We start from the raw sequence: 25,885 nt of genomic DNA on the forward strand, positions 1-25,885 counted from the left end.
GGATTCGGGAGCAGGGGGCGGCGAAGAGGGTGACGACGAAGACGGCGGGGGCGGTGGGACGTCTGAGGCTGACGGAGGGTTCGGTGGGGTATCTGACACGTGACCGTGAGCGAAAGTGGAAAGACGTCGGTCGATTATACGCCCCGGTCTCGAGCGGTCTGATTCGCGTGTGTCTCGGAATTTGCCGAATATGCAGCGCGTCGCGAGTTCATTTAAGATATTCGGATTCGCTGAAGAACGATCATGAACGAACTCATTTTCTGTCCCCGCTGCGCTTCACCGCTCGACTCCCGCGACGTCGCGGGGCGTATTCGCCGTGCCTGTCCCGACGCGGCTTGTGGTTTCGTCCACTGGGACAACCCGCTGCCGGTCGTGGCCGGTCTCGTGGAGTATCGCGGCCAGATTCTGCTGGCACGCAATGCCGCGTGGACCGAAGGCATGTTCGCACTCATCACCGGCTTTCTCGAGCGCGACGAGACGCCCGAAGACGGTATCCGGCGCGAAATCAAGGAAGAGACGAATCTGGAGACGGATGCGATTTCCCTGCTCGGCGTCTATGAATTCATGCGCAAGAACGAGCTGATCATCGCGTATCACGCGGTTTGCGACGGCGACATCAACCTTTCGGAAGAGCTTGCCGAGTTCCGGCTGGTGCCGCCCGAGCGGGTGCGTCCGTGGCGTGCCGGCACCGGGCATGCTGTCGCGGAGTGGTTGCGTCGGCGCAATTTGCCGATCGAATACGTGGATTCGGCCCGGTTATCGATTGCCACCTGACGGCTGCACACGTTGACTACGGTAGAATCGCAGCTTGCGGGGCGAGCCCTGCACAAGATTCGAACGAGACTGAAACGAGGGACACAAGCATGGAATTCCAGAAAGAAGTCGACGCGAGCGGCCTGAACTGCCCGCTGCCGATCCTGCGCGCCAAGAAGGCGCTCGCCGAAATGCAGAGCGGCGAAGTGCTGCACATCATCGCGACCGATCCGGGCTCGGCCCGTGACTTCACCGCGTTCGCCAAGCAGACCGGCAACGAACTCCTCGAGTCGCGCGAAGACGGCAAGACGTTCCACTTCCTGATGCGCCGCCGCTGATTTCGCGGCGTTGTGATCGCGGCCGCGCCCTTGTTTCACGCAAGGTGGCAGGCACAAAAAAGCCGACGGACATGCCGTCGGCTTTTTCGTTGGCGTAGCGCCTGAGTCGTTGATCCTGCTTCCGACTCAGATGAGATCGCCGTGCGACTCGCGCAGGTATTCCCGGAACGCATCCTTCAGTTCGGGGTGACGCAGTGCGAACTCGACCGTCGCCTTCAGATATCCGAGCTTGCTGCCGCAGTCGAAGCGCTTGCCCTGATAGCGGTAGGCCAGCACGACTTCATCCTGCATGAGCTTCTGGATGGCGTCGGTGAGCTGGATCTCGCCGCCCGAACCCGGGTCGATCTCGCGGATGCAATCGAAAATGCGCGGGCGCAGCACGTAACGGCCGACCACACCCAGATTCGACGGCGCATTCTCCGGTGCCGGCTTCTCCACGATGTTCGTCAGCTTGACGATATCCTTCTCGCCCCATTCGTTGCCGGCAACGATCCCGTAAGAGCGGCTTTGCTCGATGGGGATCTCTTCCACGCCGATGATCGAGTTGTGATACTGGTTGTACAGATCGACCATCTGCTTGAGCACCGGCGGCTGACCGTCGAGCAAGTCGTCGGCGAGGATGACCGCGAACGGCTCGTCGCCCACGAGCTTCTCCGCACACAGCACCGCGTGACCCAGGCCGAGTGCCTTCGGCTGGCGCACATAGAAGCAATCGATGTGCGGGGGCTTGATCGAATGCACCACGTCGAGCAGCGCCTGCTTGTTCTTCGCTTCGAGTTCAGCCTCGAGCTCGAAGGCCGTGTCGAAGTGATCTTCGATGGCGCGCTTGTTGCGCCCCGTCACGAAGATCATCTCCGTAATGCCGGCCGCCGCCGCTTCTTCCACCGCGTACTGAATCAGCGGCTTGTCCACGACCGGCAGCATTTCCTTCGGGCTCGCCTTGGTCGCGGGGAGGAAGCGGGTGCCGAGGCCCGCGACGGGGAACACGGCTTTTGTCACAACGGTTTTCATTGGTATCTCCCTGATGGATTTAACGCGTCTCAGGCAGGCAAGCGGGCGAGCTGCGCCTGCAATTTGCCGAGTACCGCTTCAAAGTCGACCAATCGTTGCTTCTCGAGTTCCACGACATTGGCGGGGGCGCGTGCCACGAAACTCTCGTTCGAGAGCTTGCCGTGGCACTTCGCGATCTCGCCTTCCAGGCGCTTCACTTCCTTGCCAAGGCGCTCACGCTCTGCCGCCGCGTCGATTTCCACCTTCAGCGCCAGCTTGTTGGCGCCCACCACCGCAAGCGGTGCACCGGCGGCCTGCGCGTCGAGCGAGGCTTCGTCGGCGAGCACCTGCACTTCGGAGAGCTTCGCGAGCGTTTGCAGATACGGCGCAATCGACGTCAGGAAGTCCACGTCGCCCGCCACCAGCAGCGGCACGCGCTGTGCCGGGGACAGGTTCATTTCTCCGCGCAGGTTACGGCAGGCGTCGACCGCAGCCTTCAACTGCTGCATCCAGGCTTCGTCACCTTCGTCGATCTTGCTCAGGTCCGCCACCGGGTACGACTGCACCATGATACTGGCTTCGCCCGCCGCCTTGTCGGCCGGATAGCGGCCTGCCAGCGGGGCAACCTTCTGCCACAGGGCTTCGGTGATGAACGGAATGATCGGGTGGGCCAGACGCAGCACCGTCTCCAGCACGCGCAGCAGCGTACGACGCGTGGCGCGCTGTTGCGCCGGCGTGCCGTTCTGGATCTGCCACTTGGCCAGTTCGACGTACCAGTCGCAATACTCGTCCCACACGAACTTGTAGATCGCGCTGGAGATATTGTCGAAACGGTAATCGGCGAAGCCCTTCGCGACATCGGCTTCCACACGCTGGAGCAACGACACGATCCAGCGGTCGGCGCGCGAGAAGTCGAGCTGGCCGTCCGGACCGCAGTCGCCCACGCACGGCGCCAGCCCGCAGTCCCGGCCTTCGCAGTTCATCAGCACGAAACGCGTGGCGTTCCACAGCTTGTTGCAGAAGTTGCGATAGCCTTCGCAGCGCGCCAGATCGAAGTTGATGTTGCGCCCGAGCGTCGCCATCGAAGCGAACGTGAAGCGCAGCGCGTCGGTGCCGAACGGGGCGATGCCGTCCGGGAATTCCTTGCGCGTCTTCTTCTCGATGCTTGCCGCCTGCTTCGGGTTCATGAGACCCGTGGTGCGCTTGGCGAGCAGGGCGTCGAGCGACACGCCGTCGACGATATCGATCGGATCGAGCGTGTTGCCCTTCGACTTCGACATCTTCTGGCCTTCGGCGTCGCGCACCAGGCCGTGCACGTACACGGTCTTGAACGGCACCTTGCCGGTGAAGTGCGTGGTCATCATGACCATGCGCGCCACCCAGAAGAAGATGATGTCGAAGCCGGTGACCAGCACCGACGACGGCAGGAAATGCTTGAGTTCGGGCGTTTCCTGCGGCCAGCCGAGCGACGAGAACGGCACCAGCGCCGACGAGAACCACGTGTCGAGCACGTCTTCGTCGCGCTTGAGCGGGCCGGTCGAGCCGGCGGCGCGCGCCTTCTCGAGTGCTTCCTCTTCGGTGCGGGCGACGAACACCTTGCCGGATTCGTCGTACCACGCCGGAATCTGGTGACCCCACCAGAGCTGGCGCGAGATACACCAGTCCTGGATGTTTTCCAGCCACTGGTTGTACGTGGTCGTCCAGTTCTCGGGAACGAACTTGATCTCGCCGCTGCGCACGACGTCGAGCGCCGTTTCGGTGATCGACTTGCCCGGATGGAACGTGCCTTCCGGGGCCGGCTTGCTCATGGCGACGAACCACTGGTCGGTGAGCATCGGCTCGATGACCGTGCCCGTGCGGTCGCTGCGCGGCACCATCAGCTTGTGCGGCTTGACCGATTCGAGCAGGCCGAGCGCGTCGAGGTCGGCCACGATCTGCTTGCGCGCGTCGAAACGATCCATGCCGCGGTATTTTTCCGGGGCGTTGTCGTTGATCTTCGCGTCGAGCGTGAGAATGTTGATCTGCGGCAGGTTGTGACGCTGACCCACGGCGTAGTCGTTGAAGTCGTGCGCCGGCGTGACCTTGACCACGCCCGTGCCGAATTCGAGATCGACGTAATCGTCGGCAATGATCGGGATTTCACGATCGGACAGCGGCAGCTTGGCCGTCTTGCCGATCAGGTGCTTGTAGCGCTCGTCTTCCGGATGCACCATCAGCGCCGTATCGCCGAGCATCGTCTCCGGACGCGTGGTGGCGACCGTCAGCGAGCCCGAGCCGTCGGCGAGCGGGTAGCGGATGTGCCACAGCGAGCCTTCTTCTTCCTCGCTGACCACTTCCAGGTCGGACACGGCGGTCAGCAGGGTCGATTCCCAGTTCACGAGACGCTTGCCGCGGTAGATGAGGCCCTGCTCGTAGAGCGTGACGAACACGTCGCGCACCGCACGGGACATCTTCTCGTCCATCGTGAAGTACTCGCGGCTCCAGTCGATGGAAGCACCCAGGCGGCGCACCTGGCGCGTAATCGTGCTGCCCGACTGTTCCTTCCATTCCCAGACGCGCTCGACGAACTTCTCGCGGCCGAGGTCATGGCGGGAGACCTTCTGGGCGTCAAGCTGGCGCTCGACGACGATCTGCGTGGCGATGCCCGCATGGTCGGTGCCCGGTACCCAGAGGGTGTTGGCGCCCTTCATGCGGTGATAGCGGGTGAGGCCATCCATGATCGTCTGGTTGAACGCGTGACCCATATGCAGCGTGCCGGTGACGTTCGGCGGCGGCAACTGGATGCTGAAATCTTCACGGGCGTCGTCGAAAGTCGGCCGGGCATAGCCGCGGCGCTCCCATTCGGGGCCCCAGTGGGCTTCGACGTCCTGCGGCTCGAAGCTCTTGGCAAGCGTATTGTCGCTGTCGCTCATGGATTGGATGGACCGTGTAATGCGTGAAACCCTGAATTATAAAAGATTCGGTGCCATTTCCGCGCCGCAGCAGGATTTATAATCGGGCTTCACTCGAAATTCCTTCCCGACATGCCCGAACTGCTCGCCAATCTGAACCCCGAACAACTGGCCGCCGTCACCCTTCCGGACGAGCCGGCCCTCATTCTCGCGGGGGCGGGTTCCGGCAAGACGCGCGTGCTCACCACGCGTATCGCCTGGTTGATACAGCAAGGCCACGTCGGTCCGGCGGGCATTCTGGCAGTGACCTTTACCAACAAGGCCGCCAAGGAAATGCAGGCGCGTCTGGGTGCGATGCTGCCGATCAGCACGCGCGCCATGTGGATCGGCACGTTCCACGGGCTGTGCAACCGCATGCTGCGCGCGCATTTTCGCGATGCCGGGCTGCCGCAGAGCTTCCAGATCCTCGATCAGGCCGACCAGCTCTCCGCCATCAAGCGGATGTTGAAGGCGGCCAACGTCGACGATGAGAAGTATCCGCCGAAAAACCTGCAATATTTCATCAACAACGCCAAGGAACAGGGCCTGCGCCCGCACGAGGTCGAGGCGAACGACGCCTTCAACCAGAAATTCGTCGAGCTGTACGCCGCCTATCAGGAGCAATGCCAGCGCGAGGGGGTGGTCGATTTCGCCGAACTGCTGCTGCGCTGCTTCGAGCTGCTCAAGCACAACGAGCCGCTGCGGGTGCATTACCAGACGCGCTTCCGTCACATTCTCGTCGACGAGTTCCAGGATACGAACAAGCTCCAGTACGCCTGGCTGAAGATGCTCGCGGGCACCCACGCCGCCGTGTTCGCCGTGGGCGACGACGATCAGAGCATCTACGCGTTTCGTGGCGCCAATGTCGGCAATATGGCCGACTTCGAGCGCGAATTCCGTGTGCGGCATCTGATCAAGCTGGAGCAGAACTACCGCTCGCACGGCAACATTCTCGACGCGGCCAACGCACTGATCTCGAACAACGCGCGGCGTCTTGGCAAGAATCTGCGGACCGATGCGGGACATGGCGAGCCGATTCGTGTCTACGAGGCACCGACGGATCTTCAGGAGGCAAGCTGGCTCGTCGATGAAATCAAGGCGCTCGTGGCGCAAGGGCTTTCGCGGCAGGACATTGCGATTCTCTATCGCAGCAACGCCCAGTCTCGCGTGATGGAACACGCGCTGGTCGGTGCCGGGATCGCCTATCGCGTGTACGGTGGCCTGCGCTTCTTCGAGCGTCAGGAAGTCAAGCATGCGCTGGCGTATCTGCGCCTGATCGAGAACCCGAACGACGATACGGCGTTTGCCCGTGTGGTGAACTTCCCGACGCGCGGGATCGGCGCACGCTCGTTGGAGCAACTGGCCGACGCCGCGCGGCTCTATAACTGCTCGATGTACGCCGCGGTGCCGTATATGACCGGCAAGGCAGGCACCAACCTGACGTCGTTCGTGCGGCTCGTCGAGCAGATGCGCCACGCGACGGAGCGTCTGACGCTACCCGAGGTCGTCACGCACGTGATCGACGCGAGCGGGTTGATCGCGCACTATCAGACGGAGAAGGAAGGGCAGGATCGCATCGAGAACTTGCAGGAACTGGTGCATGCCGCCACGGCGTTCATCGCCGAGGAGGGCTACGGACTGGACGCCCCGGCGCGGCTGATCGCCATGCGTCCGGCGTTGCCGGGCGCGCCTGACGTGCTGGCGTCGCCCGACGGCGTGGTCGACGCCGACACGCCGGTCGAAATGACGCCGCTCGCCGGGTTCCTGTCGCATGCGTCGCTCGAGGCGGGCGACAACCAGGCCGAAGCCGGGCAGGACGCCGTGCAATTGATGACGGTTCACGCAGCCAAGGGCCTGGAATTTACGGCGGTGTTCGTCACCGGTCTGGAAGAGGGGCTGTTCCCGCATGAGAACAGCGCGCTCGAACTCGACGGCCTCGAAGAGGAGCGTCGCCTGATGTATGTGGCGATCACGCGCGCCAAGGAGCGGCTGTATCTGTCGTTCACGCAGAGCCGCATGCTCCATGGCCAGACGCGCTACAACATCCGCTCGCGCTTCTTCGACGAAATCCCCGAGGAAGTGCTGAAGTTCCTGACGCCGCGCGCGCAGCCGGGCGGGCGCTTGCCGCAGGCCGAACCGGCGTGGGGGCGCGACTGGTTCGCGCGTCCGAATGCACCGAAGCAGGACGAGTGGGCGGCCACCCGTTCGGAGAAGGCACTGGCCGACCGTTCGCGCGCGTCGGAGACCGGCTTCAAGCTGGGGCAGGGCGTCTTCCACACGAAGTTCGGCGAAGGCAAGATCATCGGTCTGGAAGGCACCGGCGACGAAGCCCGCGCGCATGTGAAGTTCGGCCGTCATGGCGAGAAGTGGCTGGCCCTTGCGGTCGCCAAGCTGCAACCGATCGAGTAAGTTGGGGTGGCGGGGCGGCGGGGCTGCGTGACTTCCGCCGGTCCGGCGCACGGCGGATCCGGGCAAATGAAAAGGGCACCCTCGGGTGCCCTTTTTGTCGTGCGATGGCGTTTGCCTGGCGCCGGGGCTCAGGCCTCGGGCGGCGCGACGTTCGGGTCGATGGCGCCGATTTCCTGCACGCCGAAGCAGCCGCGATAGCTCGCATAGAACGAGCAGTACAGCACGGCCGTGAACAGGATCGAGTACGGCATGAGAATGAACATCGCGAATTGATGAATGCCCAGGGCGGCCATCACCAGTGCCAGGATCAGCGGCAGCACGGTCGCAACGACCGCCGTGCACAGACCGTAGATGACGAAGGCACGCAGGTTGCGCACGCATGCCGTCCAGCTGAAGAACAGGGCCTTGATGGGCGGGACGTCGTGCCACGCCACGAGTACCGGCGCGAACCAGAACATCATCGCGACCGGCACATACGCGACAGCCGCGGCCAGCATGGCCTGACCCATCGAGCCGTTCATGAGCGATTCTTCGCTGATGCGGCCGCCGAACAGCATCTTGTTGAGCAAGTCGCCGCCGTCGAACAGCGCCGAGACCAGGAAGACCACAGCCATGGCCACGATGTAGTAGCCACCGAGAATCAGCAGACGGCGCGAGACTTCCTTGCCATGACCGCGAAAGCCGTCGAGCAGCACGGGTGGCAGCACCTGCTTGTTCTTGATGATGTCCCGGCACGCGGCCATGAAACCCACGGACAGGCCGGGGATGAACAACAACGGCAGGAACGCGCCCACGACCGGCAGGATCGAGAGCAGCATCACGCCGAACAGGTAGGCGAAGAGCAGCGTCAGAATGGCGAGCGGATTCTTGCGGAACAGCCAGATACCCTGGCGTAGCCACACATAACCACTCTTCGGCGGGACTTCAAGCAATTGCATAGGGTTCGAATGACTCCGATGGGGCGTCGGGTTACAGCCAGGGAATGGAAACGGCTTCGATGCGTTCGCGCAGGATTCGTTCGAAATGCCCCGGATCGTGCGGCTTGAGCATCTCGGCCGCCCGTGGCAAGTGAAAATCATACAGGCGTGAGAGCCAGAAGCGCAGCGCGCCCGCACGCAGCATGTCGCGCCAGTGCGACGCCTCGATGTCCGTGAGCGGGCGCACGGTCTCGTAGGCGCGCAGCATGGCATGCACGCGCGCCTCGTCGAGCTCGCCGCTCGACAGATCGCAACACCAGTCGTTGACCGTCACGGCGAGATCGAACAGCCATTTGTCGCAGCCGGCGAAGTAAAAATCGAAGAAACCGCCCAGGCGCGGCGAACCGTCTTCGGCCGTGTCGAACAGCACATTGTCGCGGAACAGGTCGCAGTGGCACGGGCCGGCCTGCATGGCGCGGTAGTCGTCCGACGCGAAAAACGCTTCCTGGTGGGCCATCTCGCTTTCCAGCAGCGTGCGCTCGGCGTCGCTCAGGAACGGGACCACGGCCGGCGCCGCTTCGCGCCACCACGCCAGACTGCGCAGGTTGGCCTGCTCGAGCGTGAAGTCGCGTCCGGCCAGGTGCATGCGCGCGAGCATGGCGCCCACGTGCGCGCAATGCGCCGGGGTGGGGGCGAGTTCGGAGCGTCCGGCCAGCTTGGTGACGATGGTCGCGGGCTTGCCGTTCAATTCGCCAAGAATCTCACCGGAACGATCGGGCATCGGGTCGGGCACCGGCACGCCGTGGTGAGCCAGATGGCCCATCAGTTGCAGATAGAACGGCAACTGGGTGGCCGTCAGCTTCTCGAACAGCGTCAGCACGAACTCGCCGCGCTCGGTCGTCAGGAAGTAATTGGTGTTTTCGATGCCGGAGCTGATGCCCCGGAAGTCGAGAACATTCCCCAAATCGTAGCGTTGCAGCCATTGCTGGAGCTGCTCGGGCGAGACGGAAGTGAAAACGGCCATGCGTGCGAAACGTGTGTCGGGTGCGTTGGGTGGCGTCGGCTCAGACAAACGGCCCGCGCGTGGGCAGCGGGCCGCTGGTTCGGGACAGACAGGAAAAGCTGGCGCGCCGTGCGGCTGTGCGCGGCGTGCGCGGGTGCTCAGATTACCAGAGACGTCAGAACTTCAGGCCGACGGACGGCAAACGGTCGTTTTGCGACGTGTTGTCGCGTGTGCGCGGGGCATTGTCCGGCGGCGTGGTCAACTGATAGTTCGTGCCGAAACGCGAGTGGACGTCGACCTCCGTGGGCTTGCCGCGATCGCGGTACTCGGTCACGGTGGTGCCCTGATCGTTCACGAAGAACGCCGGTTTGCGCTCCTGATTCACATCGACGGACGAGTTGCTGGTCGCGGCGGCGCGGGCATCGGCTTCGCGTTTGGCGGCTTGCGCAGCGGTTTCCTTGCCATCTTGGGCAAACGCCTGACCGGCGAGCAGCAGGCCGGCACCGATCAGCAGGGGCAGGGCACGGGAAAAGCGCGTTTTCATCATTATTCTCCGAGGGCGGGAACCTGCTGGCGAGGTGTGGGGCAAGCCGGGTCGGCACGGCGGGTTCCAATATGCCCATTCTATCAAACGTGCCTCACTTCGCATGGTGAAATCGCGTCGAATGCACCGTGGTTACTTGCCTGCGAGCCCGTGGTGTGGCGCGCACGAACGTTTCGCGGTGCGTCGCGAGGGAACATGACGGAACTTTGCCTCACTGGGAATGAAGAGGGTCGAGGCTGCACGGAATTTCCTATATTTCTTGTGGTTATAAGAGAATCACGAATTGGTCGTTCCCGCCGTGTTGCGAATCTGGCATGCTGCGGTGTTGTTCCAATGGGTGGCTGCGTGCCGCCCATCTGCATTCTGGAGTTCGCAAGTCATGTCGTCTTCCGCCGCCCAGGCCGCCGTCAAAACGGTACCGCCGTCCCCGTCGTCTTCCTATAACGCGCGTCCGCTGGCCATTGCGCTCGTGCTGATCGCCGCCGGCATCGCTTATCTGCAAGCCACGGTCGGCCCGAAGCAGGCCGCATTGGCCGGTGTCGGCGCGCTGCTCGGCGTGGCGCTTTATCACGCGGCGTTCGGCTTCACGTCGGCGTGGCGCGTCTTCATCGCCGATCGTCGAGGCGCGGGGTTGCGCGCGCAGATGATCATGCTGGCCGTGGGCGTCGCGCTGTTCTTCCCCGCACTGGCCGACGGCACGCTGTTCGGCAACAAGGTCGTCGGCCTTGTCTCGCCGGTGGGCGTCTCGGTGGCCTTCGGTGCCTTCATTTTCGGGATCGGCATGCAGCTCGGTGGTGGATGCGCCTCGGGCACGCTGTACACCGTCGGCGGTGGCAGCACGCGCATGATCGTGACGCTCGCCGCCTTTATCGTCGGCTCGGTGGTTGCCACGGCACACCTGCCGTGGTGGGAGGCGCTGCCGCACATCAAACCGGTCTCGCTCGTGAAGACGTGGGGCTTGTGGCCCGCGCTGATCGCGAACCTCGCGTTGTTCGCCGCCATCGGTGCCTTCACGCTGTGGGCAGAGAAGCGTCGCCATGGACGCATCGTCGGTGTGCCGATGACGCGCAGCGCCAAGGGCACGCCCGCACTTCTGCGCGGCCCGTGGCCGCTGCTGTGGGGCGCGCTGGCGCTCGTGCTGCTCAACTATGCAACGCTCGCGCTGGCTGGGCGTCCGTGGGGGGTGACGTCCGCGTTCGCGCTCTGGGGCGCCAAGGCTTTCATGGCGATGGGCATCGACGTGGCGTCGTGGCCGTACTGGGTCAAGCAGGCGAACGTGCTGAACGCGCCGGTGGCGCAGGATGTCACCACGGTCATGGACATCGGCATCATTCTCGGCGCGCTCGCCGCGGCGTCGCTGGCCGGCAAGTTCGCGCCGGTGTGGAAGATTCCGGTGCGCTCGCTCATCGCGGCCGTCGTGGGCGGGTTGCTGCTGGGCTATGGTGCGCGCCTCGCCTACGGCTGCAATATCGGCGCCTACTTCAGCGGCATCATCTCGGGCAGCCTGCACGGCTGGTTGTGGCTGGTGGCGGCGTTCTTCGGCAACGTGTTCGGCACGCGCCTGCGTCCGCTTTTCGGCCTCGAGGTGGAGACCACGCCGCGCGAAACGGCTTGCTGAGCGAGGGGCGGGCGGTGCGTCCGTAAGGCCCGTAGCGTCCGTTGCGTCCGTCAGCGTTAGTCCGTACGAAAAAACGGCGCCTGCGATTGATTCGCGGCGCCGTTTTTCTTTGCGGTGGACGGTGACGAGGCGATGCCGTCGGTCACAGGTAGAACATCTTCTCGCTGGTTTCCGTCTCGGGTTCGATGTGCCCGTCGTAGAAGGCAAACACGGCCTTCAGGATTTCGTCCGGGTCGTCGATGACCTGGACCAGATCCAGATCCTTCTCGCCGATGAGGCCCATCGGCAGCATTGTCGAGCGCACCCAGTCGAGCAGTCCCTTCCAGAATTCCGTGCCCACGAGAATCACGGGGACGTGGCGCGACTTTTGCGTCTGGATGAGCGTGAGCACTTCGGACAGTTCATCGAGCGTGCCGAAGCCACCGGGCATGATGACGAACGCGTCCGAGTTCTTCACGAACGTGACTTTGCGCGTGAAGAAATGGCGAAAACGCAGCGAGATGTCCTGCCACTGGTTGCCCTTCTGTTCGTGCGGCAGTTCGATGTTCAGTCCGACGGTCGGTGAGGCGCCGCCGTGCGCGCCCTTGTTGGCCGCTTCCATGATGCCGGGGCCGCCGCCGGAGATCACCGCAAACCCGCTATCGGAGAATTTGCGCGCGATGGTCATCGTCAGTTTGTAGAACGGCGACTTCGGTTTGATGCGTGCGCTGCCGTAGATGCTCACCGCCGGACGGATCTCCGAGAGGTACTCGGTCGCCTCGATGAACTCTGCCATAATCGTGAACATCTGCCACGACGCGCGCGCCTTTTTGGCGGTGGCGCGCTCATGGTCTGCCAGCATGCGCAGACTCGGTATCTCTTTTCTTCTCTTGGTCATATGTCGGAACAGCAAAGTCTGGAAGGTAAGACGCTCTTATTGGTCGATGGTTCGAGTTATCTTTATCGAGCCTATCACGCCCTGCCGGATTTGCGCGGCCCCAACGGTGAGCCCACCGGGGCGCTTCACGGCATCGTCAATATGCTGCGCCGCATGCGTAAAGACGTACATGCAGAGTATAGCGCCTGCGTTTTCGACGCCAAGGGCAAGACTTTCCGCGACGATTGGTACCCCGAATACAAGGCACATCGCCCGCCGATGCCGGACGATCTGCGTGCGCAAATCGAGCCGATTCACGAAGCGGTTCGTGCGATGGGCTGGCCGTTGCTGATGATCGAAGGCGTGGAAGCCGACGACGTCATCGGCACGCTCGCGAAGCAGGCCGCCGCGCGCGGCATGCGTGTGGTCGTCTCCACGGGCGACAAGGATCTCGCGCAACTCGTGAACGACAGCGTGACGCTCGTGAACACGATGACCAACGAAACGCTCGACGCCGCAGCCGTCACCGCCAAGTTCGGCGTGCCGCCCGAGCGGATCGTCGATTACCTCACGTTGGTGGGGGACACCGTCGACAACGTGCCGGGCGTGGACAAATGCGGCCCGAAGACCGCCGTCAAATGGCTTACGCAGTACGGCGACCTCGACAATCTCGTCGCGAATGCCGGCGAGGTGAAGGGGGCCGTCGGCGAGAACCTGCGCCGCGCGCTGGAGTGGCTGCCGATGGGGCGCAAGCTCGTGACGGTGGCACTCGATTGCGATCTCGCGCCGCAGGTCACCTCCATTGAAGCGAGCCTGCAGACGCAGCCCGAGGACGCCGAGACGCTGCGCGACTTCTTCTCGCGCCACGGCTTCAAGACGTTGCTGCGCGAAGCCGAAACGGCCGTGGCGACGCAGGCCGCACAGGCCGGCGAGGCTGTGGCCGCGCCGGTCGCCGACACCATCGAGCGTCAGTACGACGCGGTGCTCACGTGGGAACAGTTCGATGCGTGGATGAAGATCATCGAAGCAGCGGAGCTGACGGCGTTCGACACGGAGACGACCTCGCTCGACGCGATGCAGGCGCAACTTGTCGGTCTGTCGTTCTCGTGCGAGCCCGGGCGCGCCGCTTACATTCCGGTGGCGCATCGCGCGCCGGGCGAAGTCGAACAACTGCCGCGCGACGAAGTGCTTGCACGCCTGAAGCACTGGCTGGAGAGCGCCGATCACAAGAAGGTCGGACAGAATCTGAAGTACGACGCGCACGTGCTCGAGAACTACGGCATCACGCTCGGCGGCATTGTGCACGACACGCTGCTCGAATCGTACGTGCTCGAATCGCACCGCAGCCATGACATGGACAGTCTCGCGTCGCGCCATCTGGGCGTGACGACCGTCAAGTACGAAGACGTTTGCGGCAAGGGCGCCAAGCAGATCGGGTTTGACGAGGTGAGCGTCGAGCGCGCGACCGAGTACGCTGCCGAAGACGCCGACATCACACTGCGTCTGCACCGGGCGCTCTATCCGGACGTGGCCCGCGAAGCCACGCTCGAATTCGTCTACGGCAATATCGAGATGCCGACAGCCCGCGTGCTCCAGCGCATGGAACGCAACGGCGTGCTCGTCGACACCGCGCGGCTCGCCGCGCAAAGCGATGAAATCGGACGCAAGCTGATCGCGCTCGAAGCCGAAGCGTTCACGCTGGCAGGGCAGCAATTCAATCTGAATTCGCCCAAGCAGATCGGCGACATCTTCTTCACGCAGTTGCAGTTGCCGGTGGTGAAGAAGACGGCGAGTGGCGCACCGTCGACCGACGAGGAGGTGCTCCAGAAGCTGGCCGAGGACTATCCGCTACCCAAGGTGCTGCTCGAATATCGCGGCCTTGCGAAGCTCAAGTCGACCTACACGGACAAGCTGCCGAAGATGGTCAATCCGTCGACCGGGCGCGTGCACACGAACTATGCGCAGGCCGTGGCGATCACGGGGCGTCTCGCGTCGAACGATCCGAACCTGCAGAACATTCCGGTGCGCACCGCCGAGGGCCGTCGCATTCGCGAAGCGTTCGTGGCGCCGCCGGGCAGTCAGCTCGTGTCGGCTGACTATTCACAGATCGAGCTGCGCATCATGGCGCATATCTCGGGCGACGAAAGCCTGCTGCGCGCGTTCGCCAACGGCGAGGACATTCACCGCGCGACGGCGGCGGAAATCTTCTCGGTCACGCCGCTGGAAGTCTCGTCGGAACAGCGCCGCTATGCCAAGGTCATCAACTTCGGCCTGATCTATGGCATGAGCGCGTTCGGTCTGGCCGCCAATCTCGGCATCGAGCGCGACGCGGCCAAGCAGTACATCGACCGCTACTTCATGCGCTACCCGGGTGTGGCGCGCTACATGGACGAGACGCGCAAGAGCGCCAAGGCGCGCGGCTACGTGGAAACCGTGTTCGGACGTCGTTTGTGGTTGCCGGACATCAACGGCGGTAACGGCCCGCGCCGTCAGGCCGCCGAGCGTGCCGCCATCAATGCGCCGATGCAGGGCACGGCCGCCGATCTCATCAAGCTTTCGATGATTGCGGTGCAGCGCTGGCTCGACGACAGCGGGCTGCAGACGCGTCAGATCATGCAGGTACATGACGAACTGGTGCTCGAAGTCCCGGACCATGAACTGGCGGAGGTGAGCAAGCGTCTGCCGGAGCTGATGTGCGGCGTGGCCAAGCTGCGCGTACCGCTCGTGGCTGAGGTCGGCGTGGGCGCGAATTGGGAGCAGGCCCATTAAGGGGTTTGCGCACCCGGTATGGTATGTCCGTCGGGATCGGCGGCATGCCGGCTGTCGCATGGCAATCTGCGTCACGCAATAGCGGGAATAGGGGGGCAGGCATACCTTAGGGCCGTACTCTGCGGTAAGGTAATCGCTATCGCCGGTCGGGTTAATGCCGACCGGCCGGACGGTTTTCCAAGCACGGGGAGTTATCGTGAGTGTGCATCGTATCGTTGTGGTCGGCGGTGGCGCCGGCGGTCTCGAACTGGTTACCCGGTTGGGCAACAAGTACGGGCGTGGCAAGGACGTTCAGATTACGTTGGTCGACCGTTCCTCGTCGCACATCTGGAAACCCCTGCTGCACGAGGTCGCGGCCGGTGTGATGGACACCGCGACACACCAGCTCTCCTACGTCGCGCAAGCCAACTGGCATCATTTCGAGTTCGCGGCGGGCGAGATGATCGGTCTCGATCGGCAGGCGAAGACGATTCGTCTGGCGGCCGTGCCGGCAGCACCGGATGAAGGCGAGGGGGACCTGCTGCCCGAGCGCACGCTGCCGTACGACACGCTCGTGCTCGCGATCGGCAGCACCACAAACTTCTTCGGCGTGCCGGGTGCGCAGGAAAACACCATTGCGCTCGACACGGTCGAGCAGGCCGAGCGATTCCGTCGTCGCCTGATGGCCGCCTGCGTGCGTGCGCAAAGCGAGGCGGATCAGGCCCCGGCAACGCCCGTCGGCGCGAGCGAAGGGCAGGGCGGTGCGCTGCTGTCTGCGCCGGTGCCCGCGCGTCCGAAGGTCAATCTGGTGATCGTCGGCGCGGGCGCGACCGGTGTCGAACTGTCGGCCGAGTTGCGCAATACCGCCGAAGTGCTGCGTTCCTACGGCCTCAAGCTCGATCCGCGCAAAGACGTGAAAATCACCATCATCGAATCGAGTCCTCGCATCCTGAAGGCGTTGCCCGAGCGCGTGTCGGGCGCCGTGGCCGGATTGCTCGGCAAGCTCGACGTCGATATTCTCTGCGGCGATTCCGTCGCAGAAGTCCGCAAGAACGAAGTCGCGACCGTCAGCGGCAAGGTGCTGCCTGCCGACATCACCGTCTGGTCGGCCGGGATCAAGGCGCCGGCGGTGCTCGGCACGCTCGGGCTCGAGGTCAATCGTCTGAATCAGATCGAAGTGCTGCCGACGCTGCAAAGCAAGACCGATCCCGACATCTTCGCGTTCGGCGATTGCGCGAGCTGCGAATGGCCCGACCACGGCTTCGTGCCGCCGCGCGCCCAGGCAGCCCATCAGCAGGCAAGCTTTCTCGTCAAGGCGATCGAGGCGCGCCTGAAGGGGCAGAGCCTGCCGACGTTCACCTATCGCGACTTCGGCTCGCTCGTGTCGCTGGGCAAGTTCAGCGCAGTGGGCAACCTCATGGGGGGGCTGATCGGCGGCAGCATGTTCATCGAAGGGCTGTTCGCACGGGTGATGTACACCTCGCTCTATCGCATGCACGTGGCGGCACTGCACGGCATCTGGCGCATGATGCTCGACACCGTGGCGAACCGTTTGCGCCGCTCCACCGTGCCGCGTGTGAAGTTGCACTAGTTCCGGGTAATATCCGAAACGTTCGGCTGTCGGGCCATCCGGTCGTTGGCGGCGGCAGCCGGTTCTTGCCTTTGCACTGCTTGTCTCTTTTACCTCTTTTGTCCTTTATCTCTCCCTGGAGTGCGACATGTCGCAAGCGGATCTGGATAGTCTCGTGCCCGAAGTGGCGCCGCGCAACCGGCGCGATTTTCTGAAGACCGCCGTTGGTTCGGCGTTTGCCCTGGCAGTGCTGCCGGTGGCCGCGGAAACGATCACCACCGATGCGCAGGGACTCGACGCGGGCGAAATGATGCTCGACGTGCCGGGCATCAAGATGCCGGTGTACTACGCCAAGCCCGCGGGCAAGACGCACTTGCCGACCGTCATCGTGGTGTCGGAAATTTTCGGCGTGCATCAACACATTGCCGACATCTGCCGCCGCTTCGCCAAGTTGGGCTATCTGGCGCTCGCGCCCGAATTGTTCGCGCGCGCGGGCGACCCGCAGTCGCTGGGCACGATTGCCGAGATCCAGTCGCAGATCGTTGCGAAGACGCCGGACGACCAGGTGCTGAGCGATATCGACGCGACGGTCAAATGGGCGGTCGCCAACGGTGGCGACGAGAAGCGTCTGGCGATCACGGGGTTCTGCTGGGGCGGTCGCGTGGCCTGGCTGTACGACGCGCATAACCCGAACGTGAAGGCAGCGGTCGCCTGGTACGGGCGCATCGTCGGGGACAAGAACGCCAACTTCCCGGCCAATCCGATCGATATTGCCGGCAAGCTGCACGGGCCGCTGCTCGGCTTGTATGGCGGCAAGGACTCGGGCATTCCGGTGGCGACCGTGGAGCAGGCTCGCGAAGCGCTCGCGAAGGGAGACGCTGCGTCGAAGGCCTCGGAACTCAAGGTCTTCCCGAACTCGGGGCACGCGTTCTTCGCCGACTATCGGGCGAGCTACGTCGAGGCCGACGCGAAGGAAGGCTGGAAAGAGGCGCTCGACTGGTTCCGCAAGCACGGCGTGGCCTGAGGCGGCGCAGTGGCTGGCGAGGCGGCCGGTGGGAACGTTGGGGCAGGCGAGCCCGTCGGTTTGCCTGCAACGCCAAAAGCTGGTTAAATCGCCGGCTTGCCTGCGGGAGAACGACCATCGACGCCACCTTTCTATTCATTGCCATTGCCACACTCGCTTCCGGCGCGCTGAGTCTCGTCGGCGCGGCGTCGCTGTCGCTTGGCCTGCTGTCGAGGTTGATCGACAAGATGGTCAGCTTCTCGGCGGGCGTGCTGCTCGGCACCGCCTTGCTGCATCTATTGCCCGAGAGCCTTGAAGCGCATGTCGATGCGCATGTCATTACGCGCTGGCTGCTGGGCGGACTGCTGGGCTTCTTCCTGCTGGAAAAGCTCGCGTTGCTGCGTCACAGCCATCACCACGAAGGCGATGGCCACCACCACGAGCATGGGCACGATGCCCATGAGGCGGGCAAAGGCGGCTGGATGATTCTGGTCGGTAGCGCCATTCACAACTTCGCCGACGGCGTGGTGATCGCCGCAGCGTTTCTCACCGACCCTCGTCTCGGGGTGGCCGCGACGGTATCGATCACCGTGCACGAAGTGGCGCACAAGCTCGGCGACTTCATGGTGCTGCTCAACGCCGGTTTCAAGCGCCGCAAGGCGCTGGTGCTGACGCTGGCGTCGAGCCTCACGGCGTTGCTCGGTGGTGTGCTCGGGTATTTCATGCTGGACCGTCTGCAGAGCCTGATTCCGTATCTGCTTGCGCTGGCGGCGAGCAGTTTCATCTACATTGCCGTGTCGGATCTGATGCCGCAAATGCAACGCCGGACATCGCCGCGCGATGCGCTGCCGCAGATCCTGCTGATCGCCGTCGGACTGGCGCTGGTGGTCTGGCTCAATGGGCACGATCATGAGCACGACCACGGCCACGATCACGACGGACGCAGCAATGCGCTCGCGATGTCGGTGTCGTCGCGCTGAGGCGCAAGCGCAAAGCGCAGGCCAAAAAGACGGGCGTCCCTCGGGACGCCCGTTTTCATTTCGGCGGCAGGCGCCGATTGCGGCTTACGGCTTACGGCTTACGGCTTACGGCTTACGGCTTACGGCTGTGCCCCGGTCGCGACGGGGCGGCGCTTGTCCGCACACCATTCGCTCCATGAGCCCGGATAGAGGCTCGCGCCGTGCAATCCGGCGACTTCCATCGCGAGCAGATTGTGGCAGGCCGTCACACCTGAGCCGCATTGCGAGATGACCCGCTCCGGCTGACGATCCTTGCCCATGACCTGCATGAATTCCTCGCGCAACGCGGCCGCTGGTTTGAAGCGGCCGTCCGGCCCGAGATTGTCCTTGAAGAAACGATTGGCCGCGCCGGGAATATGGCCGCCGATCGGGTCGAGGGTCTCGTTCTCGCCGCGATAGCGATCGGGCGCGCGGGCGTCGATGACCAGTCGCTCGTGCGACGTCAGATTGCGTTCGATCGCTGCCGCGTCTGCCGTCGTGGCCAGCGGTTCGCCCGGCGTGAAGTCGCCTGGCGGCGGGGCTTCGGGCGGGGCGGCGTCGAGCTTGAACCCGGCGGCTTCCCAAGCCTGCAGGCCGCCGTCGAGCACGGCGACGGACTCATGGCCGAGCCAGCGCAGCAGCCACCACAGACGTGCCGCGTACATGCCGCCCTGGGCGTCGTAGGTGACCACCTGCTGGCCCTTCGACAGGCCGCAGGCCACGAGCTGGCGTACGAGTGCGTCGCGATCGGGCAGCGGGTGACGGCCGTTCTTGCCCGTGGTCTCACCGGACAGGTCGCGTTCGAGGTGCGCGTAGAACGCGCCGAAGATGTGACCTTCGACGTAGGCAGCCTCGCCGGCGGCCGGATTGGCGAGGTCGAAGCGGCAATCGAAGATGACCACCGGGGCGCCGCCACCGGCGGCGGTTTGCATCAGCGCGTCGAGGTTTTGCGGACTGATGAGCGTGGTGAAGTGCGTGTGAATCATGACGTCTCCGCAGACGGGCGTGGGGGAAATCGTTCAGCGGGTACTGACCGAGTTGCCTGCTTGTCGGGCGGGGCGCCATGTGAGCCTCGCACGGGCGCCAGCGTCAGCCCGGCGGGCCTGCCGGGCTCAGCGATTCACGCGCTCGGCGACGGCCGGCGCAGCGCCGTCATGCCGCTCGCGACAATCAGCAGCATACCGATCCAGCCGGCCAATGCTGGCCAATCGCCCCAGACAAGCATGCTGATCAGTGTAGCGAAGATTACGCCGGAATATTGCAGATTCGCAGTCACGAGGGTGTTACCCAGGCTGAACGCCCGTGTGAGGGCGGTTTGCGCGATCAGGGCAGCGATGCCGATGCCCAGCATCAGGCCTGCGCCGCGCCACGTCAGGGCGTGCATGCCGTCGATGGCGACCCAGCCCAATCCCAGCAGAACGCCACCGAGCGAGAAGTAGAAGACGATACGCCAGTCCGGTTCGCCGGCCGCGCCCAGTTCCTTGACCTGCATGTAGGCAACGGCCGAGAACACGCCGGAAATCACGCCCGCGACGCCTCCGCCCCAGGCCTGGCTGTCGATCGTCGGTTGCAGCAGCAGTGCCACGCCGACGAAGCCCGCGAAGATGGCCGCCACCAGCCGGAAGTCCGTGCGCAGGCTGCCGCGCATGGCCGCTGTCGCCATGACGATCAGCGAGATCCAGATCGGCGACATGTAGTTGAGCGTCATGGCCGTGGAAAGCGGCAATTGCGTCAGCGAGTAGAACCACAGGCCGAGGGAGATAACCCCGGCGGTGCTGCGCTTGACGTGCGAGCCGAGGTGGCGCGTGCGGATCGTCTGACCCCGGACGCCCGCAATGACGAGCAACACGATGACGCCGATCAGGCTGCGGTACAGCACGATTTCGCCGGTGTTGTATTCGTTTGCCGCCAGTTTGATGCACAGCCCCATCAGCGTGAACATGAAGGCGGAAACCAACATCCAGAGCGATTGCATGGCGAAGGGGGCCGATGACGGCGAAAAAAGCAAAAAAGGCAAAAAGGCGATAACGGGGCGAGCGAAGCAGGCGGGAGCCGATCGTGCGGCCTGTGCTGCGTAATACGTATTGCCGACGCGCGCGGCCAGAATGTCTACCGAGCGGTCACATCAGAAGCATGGCGACGATTCTAACGAAAACGGCGGGCACATGGCCCGCCGTTCAGCGAATTTTCGGCAAATATTTAATTCAGTCTCGTGCACGCCACAGGGCGTGACGGGGAGGGGGAGGCCGGTGGTCGTCGCGTTCCCGTCCGGTGAGACTGAGGTGCGGCGACGAGGCTCAGAAGTCTCCCATCTGGCGACGGAGAAACTCATGGAAGTGCTGCATGCCGTCTTCCATCGGGCTCTGATACGGACCGACCTCCGACACGCCGCGCTCGAACAGGGCGCGACGCCCGGCATCCATGCGCTCGGCGATTTCGTCGTCCTCCCGGGCCGTTTCCATATACGCCGCACGCTCGGCCTCGATGAATTCGCGTTCGAACAGCGCGATTTCCTCGGGGTAATAGAATTCGACGATGTTTGTCGTTTTCTGCGGACCGCGCGGGATGAGCCACGATACAACCAGCACGTGCGGATACCACTCGATCATCAGGTGCGGGTAGTACACCATCCAGATCGCGCCGAAGTCCGGCGGCACGCCTTCGCGATAGCGCAGCAGCACGTCGTGCCACTGGCGATAGATCGGGCTGCCCGGCTTGGCGAGACCTTCGTGCACGCCGACCGTCTGGACGCTGTACCAGTCGCCGAACTCCCAGCTCAGGTCCTCGCACGAGACGAAGCTGCCCAGCCCGGGATGGAACGGCACGACGTGGTAGTCCTCGAGGTAGACCTCGATGAACGTCTTCCAGTTGTAGTTACATTCGTGCACTTCGACGTGATCGAACATGAAGTTCGAGAAGTCGAGGTGATGCTTCACGCCCAGTCGAGAGAGATCGGCCTGCACGTTGCGGCCTTCGGCCTCGAACAACAGGCCGTTCCAGCGTTGCAGCGGGAATTTGCCGAGGTTCAGGCAGGGCTTCTCCGGGAAGTGCGGTGCGCCGAGCAGTTCACCCTGGGTGTCGTAGGTCCAGCGGTGAAGGGGGCACACGATATTCGGCGTGTTCCCGCGACCATTGAGCATGACCGCCTGGCGATGACGGCAGACGTTGGAAAGCAGTTCGACGCCGCCATGCTCACCTGCGCCATTGCGCACGAGCATGCGGCCTTCCTGCTCGGCCGGAAGGGCGAAATAGTCGCCCGTCTCCGGCACCATCAGTTCATGACCCACGTAGCGGGGGCCGTGTTTGAAAAGGACTTCACGCTCGCGGGCGAGGAGCGCCTCGTCGAAATACGTGTAGACCGGCAATTGGCTCGAGGCCGGTTTGAGTTGCAAAGCGCTGCTTAGATTGGACATTCCCACTCCCGTCTAGCTTGAAAGCAGTGAACAACCCAACCATCGAAAATTCGATTTAGGGGAACCGACGATTATACCCGGTATGCGTCCCAGGGGGCTGCTAAGTCCATGATTTGCGTTAAATAATGTCCGATTATTGTCATCGACGCCGGATTTCGGGCAATTTACGCTCTGCGAGCTAGTCCGCTTTTGCCGTAAAATGGAACATTCGACCCGAATTTTGCGTTTATGGCCAAGACTGCAAAGTCGCAAGACGCGGCGCCCGAGGTGCCGCAGGACCTGCCCGAGACCTATGAGGCTGCGCTCGCCGAGCTGGAGAAGCTGGTGGGCCGCATGGAGGGTGGGGAGCTGGGGCTGGAGGAATCGCTCGGCGCGTACCGGCGCGGTGCCGTGCTGGTGAAGTATTGCCAGGGCTTGCTCGAGAAGGTGGAGCAGCAGGTCAAGGTGCTCGAGGGCGAGACGCTCAAACCGCTCGACGCTTCGCCTTCGCGCGACGAGTTCTGATCGGTTTCCGGCGGAAACCGGCAAGACGGAATTACCCACGACCCAAAGCGTCCCCAGACTGCCCGGGGCGACTCAATAACACGCACGGCCCGTCGGGCACGTGCAGGACGAAGACGATGGCGGATCAGAATATCAAGGCCTGGATGCAGGCAGTACAGGCACGTGTGGAAACGGCGCTCGACGCCGCGCTGCCCCAGGCGGCCGATGGCGGCTCGTCCCGCCTGAACGAATCGATGCGCTATGCCGTGCTCGGCGGCGGCAAGCGGGTGCGTCCGCTGCTGTGCTTCGCAGCCGGCGAAGTGACCCAGGCGAGCGAAGCGGCATTGGCCCGCGCCGCCTGTGCCGTGGAAATGATCCACGCCTATTCGCTGGTGCACGACGACTTGCCGTGCATGGACGACGATGACCTGCGCCGTGGCAAGCCCACGGTGCATGTGCAGTACGATGAGGCGACCGGCCTGCTGGCGGGCGACGCGCTGCAAACGCAGGCGTTCGTGCTGCTCGGCGAGTCGACGGGCGACCTGAGCGCCGCGCAGTCGCTCGCGCTGGTGCGCGAACTGGCGCTGGCCTCCGGCGCGCTGGGCATGGCGGGCGGACAGGCGATCGATCTGGAGAGCGTCGGCATCAAGCTCACCCAGGCCCAATTGGAAAACATGCACCGCCTGAAGACGGGCGCGCTGTTGCGAGCCTCGCTGCGCATGGGCGCCATCTGCGGTCGGGCATTGTCGGACGACGAAACCGTTGCGCTCGACGCTTACGCCGCAGCCGTTGGCCTGGCCTTCCAGGTGGTGGACGACATTCTCGACACGACGGCCGATTCGGCCACGCTCGGCAAGACGGCCGGCAAGGATGCCGCCAACGACAAGCCGACCTACGTGTCGCTGATGGGCCTCGACGGCGCCCGCGCTTACGCGGAGAAGCTGCGCGCGGATGCGCATGCGGCGAGCGCCGCGCTCGGCAGCGCCGATCGTTTGCGTGCACTGGCCGATTACGTGGTCGATCGCATCAACTGATTGGCGTCGATTGGCACCGATTGACACCGATTGGCATTGGCGTTCATCGCGAATCGCCGGAAAAGTAAGTTTGAGACGGCCGCCGGAGGCAGGATCACGGGATCCGGAGGCAGTTTGCAGTAGAACAAGCAAGGGGCAAGGAGGGTCGGCGCGGTCTCCCCACAGAGCGCACCGGCAGGAGATCGGGAGCGGCGCGGGGGCGCCGACCGATAAAAACGCCTATACATGGAACGACGATGTACGAACTGTTAAATACCATCGATGACCCGGCCGCACTGCGGCGTCTGGAGCGTCGTCAACTTGCGCCGTTGGCCGAAGAGCTGCGCGCTTTCGTGCTCGAGAGCGTGTCGCGCACGGGCGGCCACCTGTCGTCCAATCTCGGGACGGTCGAGCTGACGATTGCGTTGCACTATGTCTTCAATACGCCGGAAGACCGCATTGTCTGGGACGTGGGGCATCAAAGCTACCCGCACAAGATCCTGACCGGCCGTCGCGACGCGATGGGTTCGCTGCGTCAGTTGGGCGGCATTTCGGGCTTCCCGAAGCGCGACGAATCGCCCTACGACACGTTCGGCACGGCCCATTCGAGCACCTCGATTTCGGCTGCGCTCGGCATGGCGCTCGGTGCGCGCACGAAGGGTGAGGACCGCTTCGGTATTGCCGTGATCGGCGATGGTGCGATGACGGCGGGCATGGCCTTCGAGGCGATGAACAACGCCGGTGTGCACGAAGACGTGCCGCTGCTTGTCATCCTGAACGACAACGACATGTCGATCTCGCCGCCGGTCGGCGCGCTCAACCGTTACCTCGCCCGCCTCATGTCGGGCCGTTTCTACGCCGCTGCGAAGAAGGGCGTGGAGAAGGTGCTGAGCGTGGCGCCGCCGGTGCTGGAGCTCGCACGCAAGTTCGAAGAGCATGCCAAGGGCATGGTCGTCCCTGCGACGATGTTCGAGGAATTCGGCTTCAACTACATCGGCCCGATCGATGGTCACGACCTCGATTCGCTGATCCCGACGCTCGAGAACATCAAGAATCTGAAGGGCCCGCAATTCCTGCACGTCGTTACGCGCAAGGGGTACGGCTACAAGCTGGCGGAAGCGGATCCGGTGCTGTATCACGGCCCGGGCAAGTTCAATCCGGCCGAAGGCATCAAGCCGAGCACGAGCAGCAAGAAGACCTACACGCAGGTGTTCGGCGACTGGTTGTGCGATATGGCGGCGGCCGACAAGCGCGTCGTCGGTATCACGCCGGCCATGCGCGAAGGCTCGGGCATGGTCGAGTTCGAGAAGCGTTTCCCGGATCGCTATTACGACGTCGGCATCGCCGAACAGCACGCGGTGACGTTCGCGGGCGGTATGGCGACCGAGGGCCTCAAGCCGGTCGTCGCGATCTATTCGACGTTCCTGCAACGCGGCTACGACCAACTGATTCACGATGTGGCGCTGCAGAACCTGCCGGTGGTGTTCGCGCTGGATCGCTCGGGTCTGGTCGGTGCCGATGGTGCGACGCACGCAGGCGCTTACGACATCGCTTACCTGCGCTGCATCCCGAACATGGTCGTGATGGCGCCGTCGGATGAGAACGAGTGCCGCCAGATGCTGTACACGGGTGTGCAGATCGACGGCCCGTCGGCGGTGCGCTATCCGCGCGGTGCCGGCACGGGTGCGGCGATCGAACAAACGATGACGGCACTGCCGATCGGCAAGGGCATCGTGCGTCGCGAGGGCCACGCGCAAGCGGGCCGCCGCGTGGCGATCCTGGCGTTCGGTAGCATGGTTGCTCCGGCGCTGGCCGCCGCAGCGCAACTCGATGCCACCGTGGCCGACATGCGCTTCGTCAAGCCGATCGACGATGAACTGATCGCGCGACTGGCGCAAACGCACGATTACCTCGTGACGGTGGAAGAGGGCAGCATCATGGGCGGTGCGGGTTCGGCCGTCGCGGAATCCTTGCTGGCCGGCGGGGCTGCTCGACCCGTACTACAATTGGGCCTGCCCGATCGCTTTATCGATCACGGGGATCCGGCGCTGCTGCTGGCGGCGCAAGGGCTCGACGCGGCGGGTATCGCCAAGTCGATCTGCGCACGCTTCGACCTGCAGCCGATTGAAGGTTCGGCGTCGGACAAGGTGACGACGAAGCTCGTCGCCTGAACCCCCGGTAGTCCTGACTCTCGAACGATCCGGCCAACCCGCCGGATCGTTTCGTTTTGAAAACCGCATTCCCCATCTCGTGCCGGCGTTCTCAGGCACGTTCCCGACGACTCTCGGCAGAGGCTCGC

Annotated in this window: 20 protein-coding genes; 11 read left to right on the top strand and 9 right to left on the bottom strand. The window is 63.9% G+C overall.

From position 1 onward, the window contains the following. Positions 1 to 243 precede the first annotated feature (243 nt). Positions 244 to 774, top strand: a complete 531-nt coding sequence (locus tag ABWO90_RS12135) for an NUDIX domain-containing protein (protein ID WP_353191484.1) — start codon at positions 244 to 246, stop codon at positions 772 to 774. A gap of 89 nt (positions 775 to 863) precedes the next feature. Next, positions 864 to 1,091 (top strand): sulfurtransferase TusA family protein, encoded by a 228-nt coding sequence (locus tag ABWO90_RS12140; RefSeq protein ID WP_353191485.1) that lies wholly within the window; start codon positions 864 to 866, stop codon positions 1,089 to 1,091. A 126-nt stretch (positions 1,092 to 1,217) separates the two neighbouring features. On the opposite strand, the gene galU is transcribed toward ABWO90_RS12140, so the two are convergent. Together galU and ABWO90_RS12150 are read right to left on the bottom strand one after the other, a co-directional pair. Continuing rightward, positions 1,218 to 2,102: a UTP--glucose-1-phosphate uridylyltransferase GalU gene (gene galU / locus ABWO90_RS12145; RefSeq protein ID WP_353191486.1), complete on the bottom strand. Its 885-nt coding sequence runs from the start codon at positions 2,100 to 2,102 to the stop codon at positions 1,218 to 1,220. 29 nt (positions 2,103 to 2,131) lie between these two features. Beyond that, complete coding sequence (locus ABWO90_RS12150) at positions 2,132 to 4,993, bottom strand: valine--tRNA ligase (protein WP_353191487.1); 2,862 nt, start codon at positions 4,991 to 4,993, stop codon at positions 2,132 to 2,134. A 111-nt stretch (positions 4,994 to 5,104) separates the two neighbouring features. Here ABWO90_RS12150 and ABWO90_RS12155 point away from each other — a divergent pair, with 111 nt between their 5' ends. Then, the gene (locus ABWO90_RS12155; RefSeq protein ID WP_353191488.1) at positions 5,105 to 7,420 is read left to right on the top strand and encodes a UvrD-helicase domain-containing protein; all 2,316 of its coding nucleotides are present in this window, start codon (positions 5,105 to 5,107) and stop codon (positions 7,418 to 7,420) included. A gap of 128 nt (positions 7,421 to 7,548) precedes the next feature. On the opposite strand, the gene ABWO90_RS12160 is transcribed toward ABWO90_RS12155, so the two are convergent. From ABWO90_RS12160 to ABWO90_RS12170, 3 genes are all read right to left on the bottom strand, one after another. Further along, positions 7,549 to 8,358: a BPSS1780 family membrane protein gene (locus ABWO90_RS12160; protein WP_353191489.1), complete on the bottom strand. Its 810-nt coding sequence runs from the start codon at positions 8,356 to 8,358 to the stop codon at positions 7,549 to 7,551. Between the two features lie 31 nt (positions 8,359 to 8,389). Continuing rightward, positions 8,390 to 9,361, bottom strand: a complete 972-nt coding sequence (locus ABWO90_RS12165) for a homoserine kinase (protein WP_353191490.1) — start codon at positions 9,359 to 9,361, stop codon at positions 8,390 to 8,392. 154 nt (positions 9,362 to 9,515) lie between these two features. Continuing rightward, on the bottom strand, positions 9,516 to 9,884 hold the full coding sequence (locus ABWO90_RS12170; RefSeq protein ID WP_353191491.1) for a hypothetical protein: 369 nt from the start codon (positions 9,882 to 9,884) through the stop codon (positions 9,516 to 9,518). A 379-nt stretch (positions 9,885 to 10,263) separates the two neighbouring features. On the opposite strand from ABWO90_RS12170, the gene ABWO90_RS12175 reads away from it, so the two are divergent. Next, positions 10,264 to 11,502 (top strand): YeeE/YedE family protein, encoded by a 1,239-nt coding sequence (locus ABWO90_RS12175; protein ID WP_353191492.1) that lies wholly within the window; start codon positions 10,264 to 10,266, stop codon positions 11,500 to 11,502. Positions 11,503 to 11,644: 142 nt separating this feature from the next. Here ABWO90_RS12175 and ABWO90_RS12180 read toward each other — a convergent pair whose 3' ends face one another. Continuing rightward, positions 11,645 to 12,379, bottom strand: a complete 735-nt coding sequence (locus tag ABWO90_RS12180) for an LOG family protein (protein ID WP_353191493.1) — start codon at positions 12,377 to 12,379, stop codon at positions 11,645 to 11,647. Here ABWO90_RS12180 and polA point away from each other — a divergent pair, their 5' ends adjacent. From polA to ABWO90_RS12200, 4 genes are all read left to right on the top strand, one after another. Continuing rightward, positions 12,380 to 15,127 (top strand): DNA polymerase I, encoded by a 2,748-nt coding sequence (polA, locus tag ABWO90_RS12185; RefSeq protein WP_353191494.1) that lies wholly within the window; start codon positions 12,380 to 12,382, stop codon positions 15,125 to 15,127. A gap of 202 nt (positions 15,128 to 15,329) precedes the next feature. Continuing rightward, complete coding sequence (locus ABWO90_RS12190) at positions 15,330 to 16,697, top strand: NAD(P)/FAD-dependent oxidoreductase (RefSeq protein WP_353191540.1); 1,368 nt, start codon at positions 15,330 to 15,332, stop codon at positions 16,695 to 16,697. A gap of 127 nt (positions 16,698 to 16,824) precedes the next feature. Next, positions 16,825 to 17,700, top strand: coding sequence for a dienelactone hydrolase family protein (locus ABWO90_RS12195; protein ID WP_353191495.1), 876 nt, complete (start codon positions 16,825 to 16,827; stop codon positions 17,698 to 17,700). Positions 17,701 to 17,816: 116 nt separating this feature from the next. Beyond that, positions 17,817 to 18,659, top strand: a complete 843-nt coding sequence (locus ABWO90_RS12200; RefSeq protein ID WP_502922598.1) for a ZIP family metal transporter — start codon at positions 17,817 to 17,819, stop codon at positions 18,657 to 18,659. Positions 18,660 to 18,778: 119 nt separating this feature from the next. Here the strand turns inward: ABWO90_RS12200 and ABWO90_RS12205 are convergent, their stop codons facing one another. The 3 genes from ABWO90_RS12205 to ABWO90_RS12215 form a co-directional block, all read right to left on the bottom strand. After that, the gene (locus ABWO90_RS12205) at positions 18,779 to 19,663 is read right to left on the bottom strand and encodes a sulfurtransferase (protein ID WP_353191496.1); all 885 of its coding nucleotides are present in this window, start codon (positions 19,661 to 19,663) and stop codon (positions 18,779 to 18,781) included. 134 nt (positions 19,664 to 19,797) lie between these two features. After that, positions 19,798 to 20,637, bottom strand: a complete 840-nt coding sequence (locus ABWO90_RS12210) for a DMT family transporter (RefSeq protein WP_353191497.1) — start codon at positions 20,635 to 20,637, stop codon at positions 19,798 to 19,800. 337 nt (positions 20,638 to 20,974) lie between these two features. Continuing rightward, the gene (locus tag ABWO90_RS12215) at positions 20,975 to 22,090 is read right to left on the bottom strand and encodes an aromatic ring-hydroxylating oxygenase subunit alpha (RefSeq protein WP_353191498.1); all 1,116 of its coding nucleotides are present in this window, start codon (positions 22,088 to 22,090) and stop codon (positions 20,975 to 20,977) included. Positions 22,091 to 22,318: 228 nt separating this feature from the next. Between ABWO90_RS12215 and ABWO90_RS12220 the strand changes: the two genes are divergently transcribed. From ABWO90_RS12220 to dxs, 3 genes are all read left to right on the top strand, one after another. Beyond that, positions 22,319 to 22,594 (top strand): exodeoxyribonuclease VII small subunit, encoded by a 276-nt coding sequence (locus ABWO90_RS12220; protein ID WP_353191499.1) that lies wholly within the window; start codon positions 22,319 to 22,321, stop codon positions 22,592 to 22,594. A 116-nt stretch (positions 22,595 to 22,710) separates the two neighbouring features. Beyond that, positions 22,711 to 23,607 (top strand): polyprenyl synthetase family protein, encoded by an 897-nt coding sequence (locus ABWO90_RS12225; RefSeq protein WP_353191500.1) that lies wholly within the window; start codon positions 22,711 to 22,713, stop codon positions 23,605 to 23,607. A gap of 236 nt (positions 23,608 to 23,843) precedes the next feature. Continuing rightward, positions 23,844 to 25,757 carry a 1-deoxy-D-xylulose-5-phosphate synthase gene (gene dxs, locus ABWO90_RS12230; RefSeq protein WP_353191501.1) on the top strand — a complete coding sequence of 638 codons (1,914 nt, stop codon included), beginning with the start codon at positions 23,844 to 23,846 and terminating at the stop codon, positions 25,755 to 25,757. Positions 25,758 to 25,885 lie beyond the last annotated feature (128 nt).

The organism is Pandoraea pnomenusa (genome assembly GCF_040391475.1).
In the GTDB taxonomy this organism is placed as follows: Bacteria; Pseudomonadota; Gammaproteobacteria; order Burkholderiales; family Burkholderiaceae; genus Pandoraea; species Pandoraea pnomenusa_C.

Excerpts from the sequence above, each read along its gene's own strand:
- ABWO90_RS12135 (WP_353191484.1), top strand. The coding sequence starts at position 244 with ATGAACGAACTCATTTTCTGTCCCCGCTGCGCTTCACCGCTCGACTCC.
- ABWO90_RS12140 (WP_353191485.1), top strand. The coding sequence starts at position 864 with ATGGAATTCCAGAAAGAAGTCGACGCGAGCGGCCTGAACTGCCCGCTG.
- galU (WP_353191486.1), bottom strand. The coding sequence starts at position 2,102 with ATGAAAACCGTTGTGACAAAAGCCGTGTTCCCCGTCGCGGGCCTCGGC.
- ABWO90_RS12150 (WP_353191487.1), bottom strand. The coding sequence starts at position 4,993 with ATGAGCGACAGCGACAATACGCTTGCCAAGAGCTTCGAGCCGCAGGAC.
- ABWO90_RS12155 (WP_353191488.1), top strand. The coding sequence starts at position 5,105 with ATGCCCGAACTGCTCGCCAATCTGAACCCCGAACAACTGGCCGCCGTC.
- ABWO90_RS12160 (WP_353191489.1), bottom strand. The coding sequence starts at position 8,358 with ATGCAATTGCTTGAAGTCCCGCCGAAGAGTGGTTATGTGTGGCTACGC.
- ABWO90_RS12165 (WP_353191490.1), bottom strand. The coding sequence starts at position 9,361 with ATGGCCGTTTTCACTTCCGTCTCGCCCGAGCAGCTCCAGCAATGGCTG.
- ABWO90_RS12170 (WP_353191491.1), bottom strand. The coding sequence starts at position 9,884 with ATGAAAACGCGCTTTTCCCGTGCCCTGCCCCTGCTGATCGGTGCCGGC.
- ABWO90_RS12175 (WP_353191492.1), top strand. The coding sequence starts at position 10,264 with ATGTCGTCTTCCGCCGCCCAGGCCGCCGTCAAAACGGTACCGCCGTCC.
- ABWO90_RS12180 (WP_353191493.1), bottom strand. The coding sequence starts at position 12,379 with ATGACCAAGAGAAGAAAAGAGATACCGAGTCTGCGCATGCTGGCAGAC.
- polA (WP_353191494.1), top strand. The coding sequence starts at position 12,380 with ATGTCGGAACAGCAAAGTCTGGAAGGTAAGACGCTCTTATTGGTCGAT.
- ABWO90_RS12195 (WP_353191495.1), top strand. The coding sequence starts at position 16,825 with ATGTCGCAAGCGGATCTGGATAGTCTCGTGCCCGAAGTGGCGCCGCGC.
- ABWO90_RS12205 (WP_353191496.1), bottom strand. The coding sequence starts at position 19,663 with ATGATTCACACGCACTTCACCACGCTCATCAGTCCGCAAAACCTCGAC.
- ABWO90_RS12210 (WP_353191497.1), bottom strand. The coding sequence starts at position 20,637 with ATGTTGGTTTCCGCCTTCATGTTCACGCTGATGGGGCTGTGCATCAAA.
- ABWO90_RS12215 (WP_353191498.1), bottom strand. The coding sequence starts at position 22,090 with ATGTCCAATCTAAGCAGCGCTTTGCAACTCAAACCGGCCTCGAGCCAA.
- ABWO90_RS12220 (WP_353191499.1), top strand. The coding sequence starts at position 22,319 with ATGGCCAAGACTGCAAAGTCGCAAGACGCGGCGCCCGAGGTGCCGCAG.
- ABWO90_RS12225 (WP_353191500.1), top strand. The coding sequence starts at position 22,711 with ATGGCGGATCAGAATATCAAGGCCTGGATGCAGGCAGTACAGGCACGT.
- dxs (WP_353191501.1), top strand. The coding sequence starts at position 23,844 with ATGTACGAACTGTTAAATACCATCGATGACCCGGCCGCACTGCGGCGT.